Annotated in this window: 12 protein-coding genes; 2 read left to right on the plus strand and 10 right to left on the minus strand. The window is 38.5% G+C overall.

Features of this window, described 5'->3' with window-relative positions; genetic code table 11:
* Positions 1-115: 115 nt before the first annotated feature.
* The 10 genes from EI546_RS06020 to nadA all read right to left on the minus strand — a co-directional run bounded on the left by EI546_RS06020 (position 116) and on the right by nadA (position 11380).
* A complete protein-coding gene (locus EI546_RS06020) occupies positions 116-1372 on the minus strand; it encodes a sulfate adenylyltransferase subunit 1 (protein ID WP_164905185.1) in 1257 nt (418 codons plus the stop codon).
* 67 nt (positions 1373-1439) lie between these two features.
* A complete protein-coding gene (gene cysD, locus EI546_RS06025) occupies positions 1440-2345 on the minus strand; it encodes a sulfate adenylyltransferase subunit CysD (RefSeq protein ID WP_128249700.1) in 906 nt (301 codons plus the stop codon).
* A complete protein-coding gene (cysC, locus tag EI546_RS06030) occupies positions 2342-2938 on the minus strand; it encodes an adenylyl-sulfate kinase (protein WP_128249701.1) in 597 nt (198 codons plus the stop codon). The genes cysD and cysC overlap by 4 nt, the downstream gene beginning before the upstream one ends.
* A 307-nt stretch (positions 2939-3245) precedes the next feature.
* A complete protein-coding gene (locus EI546_RS06035) occupies positions 3246-3662 on the minus strand; it encodes a DUF2061 domain-containing protein (RefSeq protein ID WP_128249702.1) in 417 nt (138 codons plus the stop codon).
* 495 nt (positions 3663-4157) lie between these two features.
* On the minus strand, positions 4158-5159 hold the full coding sequence (locus EI546_RS06040; RefSeq protein WP_128249703.1) for an SDR family oxidoreductase: 1002 nt from the start codon (positions 5157-5159) through the stop codon (positions 4158-4160).
* A gap of 45 nt (positions 5160-5204) precedes the next feature.
* Complete coding sequence (locus EI546_RS06045; protein ID WP_128249704.1) at positions 5205-6581, minus strand: nucleotide sugar dehydrogenase; 1377 nt, start codon at positions 6579-6581, stop codon at positions 5205-5207.
* 216 nt (positions 6582-6797) lie between these two features.
* Positions 6798-7598, minus strand: coding sequence for a 3'(2'),5'-bisphosphate nucleotidase CysQ (cysQ, locus tag EI546_RS06050; protein WP_128249705.1), 801 nt, complete (start codon positions 7596-7598; stop codon positions 6798-6800).
* A gap of 419 nt (positions 7599-8017) precedes the next feature.
* On the minus strand, positions 8018-8614 hold the full coding sequence (locus tag EI546_RS06055; RefSeq protein WP_128249706.1) for a thioredoxin family protein: 597 nt from the start codon (positions 8612-8614) through the stop codon (positions 8018-8020).
* A 178-nt stretch (positions 8615-8792) separates the two neighbouring features.
* Positions 8793-10409, minus strand: a complete 1617-nt coding sequence (gene nadB / locus EI546_RS06060) for an L-aspartate oxidase (protein ID WP_205649758.1) — start codon at positions 10407-10409, stop codon at positions 8793-8795.
* On the minus strand, positions 10409-11380 hold the full coding sequence (nadA, locus tag EI546_RS06065; protein ID WP_128249707.1) for a quinolinate synthase NadA: 972 nt from the start codon (positions 11378-11380) through the stop codon (positions 10409-10411). The genes nadB and nadA overlap by 1 nt, the downstream gene beginning before the upstream one ends.
* A gap of 702 nt (positions 11381-12082) precedes the next feature.
* Here nadA and dinB point away from each other — a divergent pair.
* Together dinB and EI546_RS06075 are read left to right on the plus strand one after the other, a co-directional pair.
* Entirely contained in the window at positions 12083-13300 is a 1218-nt protein-coding gene (dinB, locus tag EI546_RS06070) for a DNA polymerase IV (protein ID WP_128249708.1), read from the plus strand.
* Positions 13301-13557: 257 nt separating this feature from the next.
* Positions 13558-14982, plus strand: coding sequence for an L-serine ammonia-lyase (locus EI546_RS06075; RefSeq protein WP_128249709.1), 1425 nt, complete (start codon positions 13558-13560; stop codon positions 14980-14982).
* The last annotated feature ends 111 nt before the right edge of the window (positions 14983-15093 follow it).

Here is a 15093-nt window from a genome sequence, read left to right on the forward strand (position 1 = left end):
TTCCTAAAAACCAAATGGCAAAAAGCAAACCTGCCTGCCGGCAAGGCAGGTTCCAAAAACTAAATCATCAATTAACGAATCCCGAATTAACTAATTTCGATTCCCGATTTAAAAATCAAACAATCATCCCCGCAGCAACGGTCTCATTGGTAGTATCGTCAATCAGGATAATACTTCCCGTAACCCGATTAGTGCCATATGGGTCTATCATCAATGGTTTGGTGGTTCTAATGGTTACTCTACCGATCTCGTTCATTTTGAAAGTATCCTCGTCATTGAAGCGATCGTAGGTATTAATATCCACTTTATACAGCACATTTTTTATCATTGCTTTTTGAAGATTTTCAGTATGGCAGACTGTATATTTCGCCCTAGGTTGCGAGGGATTACTACTTAACCAGCACAACATTACGTCAAACTCCTGTGAGGTTTCGGGTTTATTATTTGTTCTGACAATCATATCTCCTCTACTAACATCAATATCATCTTCCAAAGTTATGGAAACAGACATTGGCACATAAGCCTCATCAAGTTCCCGATCAAGGGTATCAATGCTTTTTATCTTAGAAGTAAAACCCGAGGGAAGTGCTATTACTTCATCCCCCTTCCTCAATACCCCACTAGCTATCCTTCCAGCATAGCCGCGGTAATCAAGAAACTCTTCTCTTTGGGGCCTCAATACGGTTTGAACCGGGAAACGCGCATCAATCTTATTCAGGTCATTGCTAATGTGCAAGGTCTCGAGCGTGTATAACAAAGCCGCTCCCTTATACCAAAGCATATTATCAGAACGATTTACAACATTATCACCGTGCAACGCACTTATTGGAATAAACGTAATGTCTTTGGTAACAAGTTTGGAAGAGATTTTTTCATATTGACTCACGATATCATCATATACTGCCTCATCGTAATTCACCAAGTCCATTTTGTTAATACATACAACTAAGTGCGGTATTTGCAAAAGGGAAGCAATAAAAGAGTGTCTTTTGGTCTGTTCAATTACACCATGACGAGCATCAATCAAGATAATTGCAGCATTCGCGGTAGAAGCACCCGTAATCATATTTCGAGTATATTGGATATGTCCTGGTGTATCCGCAATTATAAACTTCCTTTTGGGAGTTGTAAAATATCTATAAGCAACATCGATGGTTATACCTTGTTCTCGCTCCTCCTTTAAGCCATCAGTAAACATGGCCAAATCGAGATTGTCATGTCCCTTTTTCTTGCTTGTATTTTCGACAGCCGTCAATTGATCCTCAAAAATAGACTTTGAATCGTAAAGCAATCTTCCTATTAATGTGCTTTTTCCATCATCAACACTTCCCGCTGTTGTAAAACGTAATAATTGATTGTTATTTACCATCATTTATCCTGTATTTATGAATTTCGTATTTTATTTATGTAATTAAAGAACCGGTTTTGTTTTTTTAATCTTAAAAATAGCCTTGTCTTTTTCTGTCCTCCATGGCTGTTTCAGAGCGCTTATCGTCAGTACGATTGCCTCTTTCGGTCATTCGCATGGCAGATACCTCCTCGGCCACCTTTTCGAGTGTGTCTGCGTCAGACTCAATACCCCCCGTGATTGTAATATCACCTAAAGTTCTAAAGCGAATTTGCTTAGTGTGGACCTCCTCATTTTCTTCAAGCTTCAAATGCTCTGAGACAGGTATCCAAGAATCATTACGCCACACCACTTCTCGCTTATGTGCAAGGTAAAGTGATGGAATTTGAATATTCTCTCTTTTAATATAGTTCCAAACATCCATTTCGGTCCAATTACTTATTGGAAAAGCTCTGAAGTGTTCACCTTCAAAATATTTTCCGTTCAAGAGATTCCACAATTCAGGACGTTGGTTTTTTGGGTCCCATTGTCCAAAATCATCTCGGTGGGAAAAGAAACGCTCCTTCGCACGGGCTTTCTCTTCATCCCGTCTTCCTCCTCCAATGGCACAGTCAATTTTATTAACTTCTATAGCGTCTAAAAGAGTAGTTATCTGAAGAGCATTTCTAGTTGCGTTTTTTCCTCTTTCCTCCGCAACTCTTCCATTATCGATAGCTTCTTGAACCGAGCCTACGATTAATTGAGCCCCTAGCTCCTCAATTAAATCATCACGAAACTGGATTGTTTCGGGGAAATTATGTCCCGTATCTACGTGAAGTAAAGGAAAAGGAATTCTACAAGGATAGAACGCCTTTTTTGCCAAGTGGGTAACAAGAATAGAGTCTTTTCCACCCGAAAACAAAATTACGGGATTTTGAAATTGGGCGTATACTTCACGAAGAATATATATAGCTTCCGATTCCAATTCATCTAAATAATTCAAATAGTACTTATTCATAGCAATTCTATTTTTCCTAAAAGTTGTTTTAAAATAATATCAACAATGCTCTCTACATTTAATTTTGTGGTGTCAATTTCGATGTCAGGGGCCAAAGGTACTTCATAAGGGGCATTAATTCCAGTGAAGTTTTGAATTTCTCCCTTTCTGGCCTTTTTATACAAACCTTTCACGTCGCGTCGCTCACATTCTTCTATTGGAGTATTGACGAACACCTCAATATAGTTAGCATCCCCAACAATTCTTTTTACATTTTCACGATCTTCTATGTAGGGTGAAACGAAAGAGGCCAATACAACTAATCCAGCATCAATCAGCAGATTGGCAATCTCGGCTATCCGGCGGATATTTTCCGTTCGATCTTCGGCCGAAAAGGATAGATTGGAGTTAATTCCTTTTCTTATATTATCGCCATCCAATAAGTAGGTATGGATACCTTTGTTAAAAAGTGCCTGCTCAACCGCATTTGCAATTGTCGATTTTCCCGATCCAGAAAGACCAGTAAACCAAATCAAAAAAGGTCGATGTTTATTCAAGACGCTTCGATCTTCTTTTTTGATATTAAAATTATGCACAAAAATATTCTTCTCCATGTTTTTTATTGATTCCTTAATGTTTTACCTCATTCAATAGTTTATTTTCTTTGTTTACCCCGTCTAAAGGAAGCTTGGATACCTCGATAAAATAACAACACGTTTCGTCATTCTACCCCTTTTTGAGCTCGAATCGCAAATATCCCCGCGTCCTAAAGGAAGCTGGAATATGTCTTTAAAATGAAATGACGTTTTTTCATTCTCCTTTTTTAAAATTCTAGTTCCAGATTTCCCCGCCCTAAAGAGAGCTTGGAAACGTCTGTAAAATTACTTCATCTTTCTTCATTCTCCCTATTCATATTTTTTATCAATCCTTTAATCCGTAATTAACTTTGTACCAGGCTCTTTCGTGGAAGTAGTAAAGTATGGTTTTCGTCAGGAGTTCAAACATTCCAATTTTTAGACCTGCAAATGGATTGCCAGTTATAAACCAAGCCAGCATCATAGTATCCAAGGTTCCTACTCCTCTCCACGTTAAGGCTTTGACTATGTGCCTTATTCTACTCTCCCTTATAATACCTGCCTTAGACAGGTTAATTTTAAACCAAACCCGCTCGTGCAGGTAATACAAAATCATTTTAGTGGTTACCTCCGCCAATCCAATTTTTAGCCCAGTCCAAGGATTGCCCGTAATAAACCAAGATACCAGGATAGTATCAATGGTGCCAACGAGCCTCCAAGTGATGGTTTTTGCAATGTGTCTTTTACGCGATCTACCTAGCATTTGTTTCGTACTAAAAATAATTATTTAAAAATTTTGCCTGTTTTCAACTAAACTATAGTTTAAAATTCAATCCTGTCCTAAATAAATTTTGTGGTCCATTTGAAAAATTTTTAATTTTTTTCGACCTCTTTTCTTTTTTGCATCGCCCAAAATCCTTCAACTCCGCTCAGGACAGGCTTCAACTAAAAAGTCTAGCCTGACGAAACTTTATCTAAATTTATCATTAGGCAGCTAAAATTTAGGAACTCGCATTGATATTTTTTGTAAAATATAAAAATTTATAATGCTCAAACAGCCTAAAATTTTTAACGCTGCTCTCATTTCAAACCTGACCGTTCCGCAGGCGGGTTTTACGATAAATTTTCGATAGGCCGATTTGACATTTAATTTTCAAACCCCTAAAACATTAAACCTCCAGTAATATTAACAAAATGACGTGTTTTGCAGAGATTAAGTAAAACCGTTTAGGACGCTATTGTTTAAAATTATAAAAATTCATTTTCTCAAATTCATCCAATACCATTTTATCGCTTCTTCAATTCCCGAGTCAATTGTATGGGTAGGAGCATAATTTAAAAGTTGCTCCGCCTTTTCGATCGAGGCCAAAGAATGCGGAATATCTCCTTTTCTATTAGGCCCATGAATAACCTCTACTTCCCTGATTTTTTCATCAAATGCACTTAAGTGCTTTTTTAATAAACTGGTTAACTGAACAAGAGTAGTTCTATCCCCTACGGCTGTATTGTAAATTTGATTAAGGGCATATTCGTTCTTAGTTGTAATTGCCAATAAATTCATCTGCACTACATTATCGATATAGGTAAAATCTCTAGAATAGCTACCATCTCCATTTATTACGGGACTCTCATGGGCCATAAATTGCTTTACGAAAAGTGGAATAACGGCTGCGTATGCGCCGTTCGGATCTTGACGTCTTCCAAAAACATTGAAATATCTTAACCCAATGGAATCCAGGCAATAAGTAGTATGAAAAATATCCGCATATAGTTCATTTACGTATTTTGTAATAGCATAGGGACTTAATGGTTTCCCTATTTTATCCTCGACCTTTGGCAAGGATTCCGAATCGCCATAAGTTGAGCTGCTGGCTGCATAAATAAAACGCTTAATCCCTGAATCCCGAGCAGCGACCAGCATATTCAAGAAACCACCTACGTTTACTTCATTTGAGGTAATTGGATCATTAATTGAGCGCGGGACAGAGCCTAAGGCTGCCTGATGTAAAACAAAATCTTGGTTCCGGCAAGCAGTTTGGCAAGTCTTTAGATCGCGGATATCGCCTTCAATTAATTGAAAGTTTTTATTGGATAAAAAAGGTGCTATATTGTATCTATGGCCAGTTGCAAAATTGTCAAGACAAGTGACGTTGGCCTCGAGTTGTAATAACGCTTCACAAAGGTTGGAACCAATAAATCCGGCTCCGCCCGTTATCAGAATTTTTTTATCTCTTAATTCACTAAAATTTCCTAAATCCATTATTTAATAAATATCACCTAAACGAAAAAGACTACGCAACTCAAATCAAAGTCTTCCATCGGCATTCTCCAAAACTCCTTTTACATCATAGACCATTGTCAAATTATTTTTCAACGGTTCTAAATCCAATTCCAGAAACTCCCTGTGGGCCACGCCCAATACAATACCATCAAACTTACTTTTCGGTATATCATTTGTACATTCAATCTTATATTCATGCATCACCTCTTGAGGATTTGCCCAAGGATCATAAGTACTTACTTTAACGCCGTAGTCTTCCAAAGCAGAAATTACATCTACTATTTTCGTGTTGCGAACATCTGGACAATTTTCTTTAAAGGTTATACCAAGCATTAGCACTTCCGCACCGTTAATGGAAATCCCTTTTTTGATCATACACTTTATTACTTGGGAGGCTACATATTCCCCCATCGAATCATTTAAACGCCTTCCGGCTAAGATAATTTCAGGATGATAACCGCACTCTTGTGCCTTTTGTGCCAAATAATAAGGATCTACCCCAATACAATGCCCGCCAACGAGTCCAGGTTTAAAAGGCAAAAAATTCCATTTGGTTCCCGCTGCCTCCAAAACATCCCGCGTATCTATCCCCATTAAATTAAAAATCTTTGCCAATTCATTGACAAAAGCTATATTAATATCCCGTTGTGAATTCTCAATAACCTTAGCAGCTTCCGCAACTTTAATAGTCGGGGCCATGTAAGTACCGGCAGAAATCACTGAAGAATAGATTTGATTAATCTTTTTTGCTGCTTCAGGAGTAGAACCGGCAGTAATCTTAAGAATCTTATCTACCGTATGCTCCTTATCTCCAGGATTGATGCGTTCCGGAGAATATCCAACAAAAAAATCTTCATTAAAACGAAGATTACTCAATCTTTCCAAAACGGGAACACATTCGTCCTCTGTTACACCCGGATAAACTGTGGATTCGTAAATAACGGTATCCCCCTTTTTTAAAACGCGTCCTACGGTTTCACTCGCAGAATATAGGGGAGTCAATATAGGTCGTCTGTTTTTGTCGACAGGTGTTGGTACGGTTACAATAAAGTAATTGCATTCCTGTATATCCATTACATCTGAAGTACAAAACAGACCAGTTTTTAAATCGCAAGAGTCTTCTCCTTTTGAAGGGGACCCAGTTACAGGCCCTAACGGATTGGATTGCAATAAAACACGTTGCAGCACTTCATCTGACACCTCCTTAGTATCGTCCTGACCTTTTTGTAGTGCCTCCACCCTGCTCCGGTTAATATCGAAGCCCACCACTGGGTATTTGGTAGCAAAAAGTCTTGCTAAAGGAAGGCCCACATAACCCAACCCTATAATCGCAATTTTAACTTCAGAATTTACGCCATTATCGCTTATGCTATCTGATGTTATTGAATTTGTATTTTTCATTCTATTATGTTGGTTCTATATACTTATTATACATCCCATTTTATCAGAAAACTTTTTCAAAGACGCAAATTTAAACTAAATAAGTCCAATTGTTTTATCGAACAAATCCCAAAAATAATTCATTAATTTTCTCTAATAGAATCTGCTTTTATCAGGTGTAATTATACTTCTAAAACAATACTCCATTATGAATTAATGGGATCAATGAGATATTATTTAAGCTGAATGCACTAGGCTTCCAACCATAAAATAGTTATTCAATAAATTCCGCTTGTTATATCTCATAGGTTCACCCGTAGTTTGATCAATCACTTCTACTCCCGCGGCATTGCATATAGCCTGACCTGCAGCAGTATCCCATTCCATGGTTGGAGCAAAACGGGGATAGATATCTGCAAGACCCTCCGCAACCATACAGAATTTCAAAGAACTTCCCATGGAGACGATTTCTACTTTATTATTTTTCTCAATATTTGAAATGAATTTCTGTGTGTCCTCATTTAAATGAGATCGACTGCCTACTACTCTTACCAGATCTTGGCTAGATTTTGGATTAATTTCAATTGCTTTCTCTAAGATATCCTCAAGGGAGGTAATCTCATCAGCTAGAACTATTTTTCTAGAACTTTGAGTATCTGCAGTAAAATAAAGGGTTTTTGATACGGGAACGTAGATTACTCCGAGGATCGGAATACCATTTTCAACAAGCGCAATGTTTACGGTAAATTCGCCATTTCGTTTAATAAATTCTTTGGTTCCATCTAAAGGATCCACGATCCAGCATATACTCCAATCCTTCCTTTCGGAATATGACAACTGCCTGTTTTCTTCGCTTATAATTGGAAGATTGGTTTTCTTGAGGAAAGAATTTATGACGTCGTTGGCTCTTTTATCGGCAAGAGTGAGGGGGGAATCATCTCCCTTAATTTCCACATTAAAATCTGTTTCGTAAACTTCTAATATTTCCTTTCCTGCATCCAAAGCTGCCTCAATGGCAACTGATAAATTTGATTTCATTAATTGGTTGGTTTTTAAGAATAAGATGAAAGAACTTTAATAAATAACCTCTTTTCATAAAAGCTGAAAATCTGACGATCTACAACTTGTTAATATTTCAGGGGGCAAATATAGATAACGGAAAGCATAAATCTAAAGAATTCCGAGATTTAATTAACGGAACAAGAGAGGTGAATGTCATTGAGGAGTTTCCTAAGCTTAGATTATTTCCCTTTGTCTAACCTAATTTCTCTGAATTTCTACAAAATACAAACCAGCAACAGATCCCTCAAAGGAGAGCATCTGATTCTGGTTTGCATTATAAACTCTCGGGATTGAAAATATGAAGTATGTCCAAAATAAAATGTGAAGAAAAAACCCGTGCTGAAATGAGTAGGAAGGAACCCCTAAGGATACATTTCAATTGAGATTTAATCCAACTAAATTGTAACTCCCAAGGTTTCTAAAATATCATTGACTATAGAAATACCTTTATCGTTATTGTACCAAACCTGAAGCATCTCTTTAAAGGCATCATCAATTTGTCCATGTTCGGTTTTATAATCGCTTACCAACTTTGTGGCGGCTTTAGAACGTGGACCAAAAGTTTGCAGCACATTCATATTCCCATCTACCATAATAACCATGGGAATGGATTGGGAGCCATTGGTTAAAAACTGATTCATCAGCTCCGGATTTTCATCCCTAAGTACAATTTTTAATTCTATTTTTTCCGAGAGCTCCGCAATCCTATTTAGGAAAGGAAGGGTCTGGGCGGCATCGCCGCACCAGGGTTCGCTAATAACCAACCAAGTTTGCTTAGTTGTGATATTTTTGAAATCCACCACATTTTCCTCGGGGATTTGAGCTGTTTTATCCAATCTTTTAGTTCGTGAAAAGTTCAATTTCGTATAATCAATCTTTTCTTGCGTTTGTTCCCCTGTGGTTCTACCCTCTTCGGCCAATTGTTTAAACAACAGATTGTATTGGCTGTAATCCATTGCTTTTTTAATCGATTTCTCTATCAAATTTTTCATACTTTTTCTTTTATGTATTATATATAATGTCGTTGGTCCAAAATTTTGTGGAGATATCAAAGGTCGTATAAAGAAACCTCTCGGCTATAAAGTTTATTTTTGTCCTTCATTTTTGACTTAGATTAAAACCATATAGAATTTTAGATAAAAAAATAAACCTTAAAAATTTTATCCGCTTTTAGTCCTGATTGATTTCTAAAGCACAGCGGTATTGTTTCTTTTCTCCGACAAGGTCCTTTTTCTTATCGTAATCCTCGTTATAATAACCCCCACGATTTTCATCTCTCCTTAGAGATTGCTGAATAATCAAATGTGCCACATTTACCATATTTCGAAGTTGACAAAGTGCGGTATTCAATTTATATTTTTGATATAACTTTTCTGTTTCAGAATATAGTTTTTCCAAATGAATTGAAGCCTCCATTAAATCAGAATTATTTCGCACAACTCCGGCGTATCTTCGCATTAATTGTTGTAAATCGCTAGTTTTCCCCTGAATAATTTCAAATTCACTTAGCATCACAGTTCCCTGGTCGTTCCACTTTTTAATAGACATAGCCGTTTGTGAAGGGAGGTTCTTACTGATGTAATTATAAATGCGATCGGCATAAACCAAGGCTTCCAATAACGAATTGGATGCTAATCTATTAGCGCCATGTAAGCCCGTATGGGAACATTCGCCACAGGCAAAAAGATTTGTTAGCGATGTTTTTCCATCCATATCCACAACTACCCCTCCACAAAGATAATGCGCAGCCGGAACTACCGGAATCCAATCTTTCTCCAAATCGATATCCTTCTTTAAACAGGTTTGGTAGATATTGGGGAAATGTAGCTTCAACTCCTCGATATCCAAATGTGTACAATCTAGAAATACGCAATCCTCACCCGATTCCCTCATCTCGGAATCTATTCCTCGGGAAACAATATCCCGAGAAGCCAATTCCCCCCGATCATCGTATTTCAACATAAACCGCTCTCCTTTTTTGTTGCGAAGAAAAGCCCCAAAGCCACGGACCGCTTCAGAAATTAAGAATGAAGAACCATTTTTACCATCGAAAAGTGCTGTGGGATGAAACTGGATAAATTCCATATTTTCAATCCTTGCGGTCGCACGATATGCCATTGCAATTCCATCTCCCGTGGCAACAGCGGGATTAGTGGTATGCCCATAAACTCTCCCCATTCCTCCCGAGGCCAATGTAGTACAATCCGCTTTTATGGCGAAAATGCTTCCTGAAATCTGGTCCATTACATAGGCTCCGTAACAAGAAAGTTGCTCCGTTTTAATTTCAGGAAAATGATGTTCGGTAATCAAATCCACTGCAAAATGATGCGCCAGCAGGTTTATATTGGGAAGTTCATCAGCCCGTTCCAAAAGGGTGCGCTCTATTTCATTTCCCGTGGTGTCCCTATGATGGATAACCCGAAAATTTGAATGACCTCCTTCTCTGCCTAGACTAAGTTCCCCATTTTCATCAATATCAAATCTTGCGCCCCATTCCATTAATTCCTTTAAACGGAGCGGTCCTTCTTTAATAACCATTTCTACCACTTCAGTATCACATAAACCATCTCCAGCTCGAAGAGTATCGTCAATATGCTTCTGATAGGAATCTTCTTTAAAATTAAAGACGGCAGCCACACCGCCCTGGGCATATTTGGTGTTTGATTCCGATTTATTGGCCTTAGTGACAACGGTAATTTTTTTCTTGGGAAACCTTTCCGCAAGTTTTACCGCTAGCGTCAAACCTGCAGCTCCAGATCCTATTATCAGAAAATTGGTTTTCATCATTATTTGGACAGTTCTAGCATTCGTTCAATGGGTACAATAGCTTTTTTTCGAACTTCTTCGGAAACATCAATAAAAGGAGTTTCATTGAGCAAGCAATCATAAAGTTTTTGAAGTGTATTCATCTTCATAAATGCACATTCGCTACAGGCACAGGTATTATCCTCCTCCGCAGGAGCGGGAATCAATATCGCTTCCGGCACTTCTTGTTGCATTTTGTGTAAAATCCCGGCTTCGGTGGCCACTATAAATTTTTTGGATGGGTTCTTCTTTACATAATCAATCATTCCGGCGGTGGAACCAATATAAGCGGCCGTTTCCAAAATGTGTGCTTCAGATTCTGGGTGGGCAATTATTATTGAATCGGGATGCTCTTGATAAAGCTTTAAAAGTTTTTCTATTGAGAAAGCTTCGTGAACAATACAGGCGCCATCCCAGAGCAGCATCTTCCTTCCTGTTTTCTTCTGGATGTATTTTCCTAGATTTTTATCCGGCGCAAAAATAATCGGAGCGTCCTTCGGAATGGAATTCACGATTTTCTCCGCATTTGAAGATGTGCAAATAATGTCGCTCAGGGCCTTTACCTCCGCCGAGCAATTTACATACGTTATCACAGTATGATCTGGATGTTCTGCCACCAGTTTCCCAAATTTATCTGCTGGACAGGAATCGGCTAAGGAACAACCTGCCATCATATCCGGCAATAAAACTTTTTTATTCGGATTTAATATTTTGGCAGTTTCGGCCATAAAATGAACTCCTGCAAACACGATTATTTCCGCCTCCGTTTCCGCAGCCTTTTGCGAAAGTCCCAAACTGTCACCCACATAGTCGGCTACTTCCTGAATTTCCGGCACCTGATAATAATGCGCCAAAATAACTGCCTTTTTCTTCCTTTTTAGGATTGTTATCTTTTCAGAAAGGCTTATTTCTTGCTGAGTAGCTGAAATATCTTCTGTAAGAGTCGTTGTCATAATATTCAAAAATTAATTAAAAGATTTTAAAATTCAATTCTGGAATAGTCATCAAAAATGATAATATCCATAATCTCATCCTTTTTCAGTTGAGATCCTTTGCAACAGCAATTTGAATTTGGGCACTACTACCATTAAAAGGGAAATGAAAACTCCGATTCCGAAAACGAAGAATGAAATAAAAGAAACAAGCAAAATTGCAATTACAATGAGGTAAGGCTTTGAATTAACGGGCATTAAGAAAAAGATTAATTGCAGCTAAAAATACGCTACCGCCTCAACATGAAATATGATATAAGTCATATTTAAGTCTTTTTTGTCTTAATTAGCTGTTCTTTCCTGTCAGCAAATTATGAGTTAAAAAATTTGCTCACAGGAAATAATTATTAATAATATTGGAACATTTCCAAGTTTCGATTAAAATAGGTATAATTAAGAAAAGATAAGAAAGAAATATCTAAAGTGAAAAGATGTTTATTCCTTCAAAAAGGATATTCTATACTCTATCCTAAGTATTGATTTGTAGAGCTATATGAGAATTATCTTATATTTATCCATTTTATGTTCCAAAAATAAATATTGGGAATTAAAGCATTTCCAAATTTTTCGACACACTTGGAATATTTCCAAAATTCTTTCGCAATCTCTTTTTTTTGTGAATAGATTCTATTTAATTTGTAGAGAAATTAAAGCCGAATTTCAATGAACGATAACCGAAATATAGTGCACATGGACCTAGATACATTTTTTGTATCCTGTGAGCGATTATTGGATAGCCAACTCATAGGCAAACCCGTCCTTATTGGTGGCACCAGCGATCGCGGCGTAGTAGCTTCCTGCAGTTATGAAGCGCGTAAATTCGGTATCCACTCGGCCATGCCCATGAAAATGGCCCGACAGTTATGTCCGGAAGCAATCGTAGTCCGCGGAGATGCGGGAACTTATAGTAAGTTTTCTGAAGCGGTCACAGACGTTATCAAAGAAAGTGTTCCGCTATATGAAAAATCTTCGGTAGATGAATTCTATATTGATCTTACCGGGATGGATAAGTTTTTCGGCTGCCAAAAACTAGCTTCGGAATTGCGGCAACGCATTATGAAAGAAACGGGACTTCCAATTTCTTTTGGTCTCTCCGTCAATAAAACAGTTTCCAAAATAGCCACGGGTGAGGCAAAACCCAACAATCAGCTATTCATCAATAAAGGCACGGAAAAACCATTTCTTTCTCCCTTGCCGGTAAACAAAATCCCAATGGTGGGAGAAGCGACCTATCGCACCTTTTGTGATTTGGGAATAAAGCAGATAAAGACCGTCCAGGAGATGCCGATGGAAATGATGTCCAAGGTCTTTGGAAAAAACGGACAGACCATCTGGCAAAAGGCTAATGGCATAGACCCTACGCCCGTAGTACAATACACCGAACGCAAATCTATTTCTACCGAACGTTCCTTCGATCGGGATACCACCGATGTAAAAAAACTAGAAGGTATCATTCTGGCGATGGCTGAGAATTTAGTGTTCCAATTACGCCGTGGCAATAAACTAACAGCCTGCGTTTCTTTTAAAATACGATATTCAGATTTCCAGACTTATAGCATGCAGCGAAGAATTCCTTATAGTTCGGCGGACCATAAAATTATTCCGGTGATTATGGAGCTATACAAAAAACTTTATCAAAGACGCTTATTGGTGCGGATGGTTGGTGTAAAATTCAGTCATTTAGTGGAAGGTGGCTATCAGATCGACCTGTTTGACGACAATGAAAAAGTTGTAAATCTATATCACGCAATGGATAAAATGCGCGAACGCTATGGCGATCGTGCCGTAATGCGAGCAGCAGGAATGGAGGCCAAAAGCATCAGCCGCTGGAATCCCTTTTCAGGAGAACCGCCACCGCTGTTGCCGAATAGAAGAAGGTGATCAGTGGTCTCCACCTTCGTTGAAAAAGCTACGGCATACAAGAGTTATCGGTGGTCGGTTAACGTAGCAGTTGGCAATTGCATTGGCAGTAATTTCGAATTGTCCACTCACCTATCCCCTCACCCCTCTCAAACTCATAACTCATAAATCATAACTCTGAACTCATAACCCGCCCATACACCAGAAAATCAAATTTTGGAAACCATAAGCGAATTGTGGTACATACCATTATCTTTGTGGGTTAAAAGAAAAATTAAATGGAAAGCATCAGTGTTTTTGATATGTTATCAATTGGAGTAGGACCTTCAAGCTCGCATACGCTGGGACCTTGGCGCGCTGCTTTGCGATGGATAGATGAATTGAAGGAAAAAAGACAATTTGATAAAGTCGTGGAAGTCTCCGTAGATCTTTACGGCTCCCTGTCGCTTACCGGTAAAGGTCACGCTACGGATATTGCGGTAATGCTCGGCCTATCGGGTTTTGATCCCGTAACTTTTCCTATTGAAGATATTGAAAAGGAGGTAGAATTAATTTCTTTTAAAAATAAATTGAATCTAAACAGCGAGCGCGAAGTTGTCTTTTTCCCAAAGGAAAATATAATCTTCAACAGAAAGTTCCTTGAATTCCACCCCAACGGGATGACCTTTCACGCCACATTGGTAAACGGTTCAATTGAATCATCTTCTTTTTATTCAATAGGCGGTGGTTTTGTTGTAAAAGAAGAGCGCAAAATGGAAAAGATAAAAATGGAGAAATTCTCCCATTTTCCATTTCCTATAGAAAAAGCCACTGAATTGTTGGCATATTGCAAAAGCGAAAAAAAGAATATTTGGGAAATTGTTCTTGAAAACGAAAAATCGCTCCGTAGTGAGACTGAAATCAACCAAGGTTTAAAAGAAATCTGGAATGTGATGCTCGATTCTATGTACGTTGGCTGCCACACCGAAGGAATACTCCCTGGAGGGCTCAACGTGACACGAAGAGCCTATGATATGAACAAAAACTTGATTGGTGACTCCAAATACAATAATGCAGAGGAATGGATTAAAGAAATTCGAGGGACTGAAGTCAAATTCCGCCAGATATTGAAGTGGGTTTCCTGTTTTGCACTTGCCGTAAACGAAGTGAATGCCTCCTTGGGCAGAGTAGTGACCGCACCTACAAATGGCAGTGCTGGCGTTATTCCGGCGGTAATTATGTATTATTTGGTGATCGAAAACCACGATGCCGATTTTGAGGATATCCGCAAATTTTTACTTACCTCGGGCGAAATTGGAAGTATTTTCAAAAAAGGGGCAACCATCTCCGCTGCTATGGGGGGATGCCAAGCAGAAATAGGAGTTTCTTCTTCGATGGCTGCCGGGGCCTTATGCGAATTGATGGGCGGAACGCCGGAGCAATGCCTGATGGCCAGCGAAATTGCAATGGAACATCACCTTGGACTTACCTGCGATCCAATTGCAGGCTTGGTTCAAATTCCGTGTATTGAACGAAATGCAATGGGAGCAATAAAAGCTATCAACGCTTGTGAAATGGCCTTAAATGGCGACCCCAGCAAGGCAAAAATACCTTTGGATGTAGTAGTGGCTACTATGTGGGAAACCGCAAAAGATATGACCTCAAAATACAAAGAAACCAGTGAAGGGGGATTGGCTGTGCAAGTAAATATCAGTGACTGTTAATTTCAAAATCCATTGAACAGATAGAATAATCTATTCTCGAAAAAGTTTTCCAATTTGAATTTTTTCCGTTGAAATATTCCGTTGAAGAAAGATTGCAGGTTGACGGTTTCA

It is taken from the genome of Aequorivita sp. H23M31, assembly GCF_004022485.1.
Classification (GTDB): Bacteria; Bacteroidota; Bacteroidia; order Flavobacteriales; family Flavobacteriaceae; genus Aequorivita; species Aequorivita ciconiae.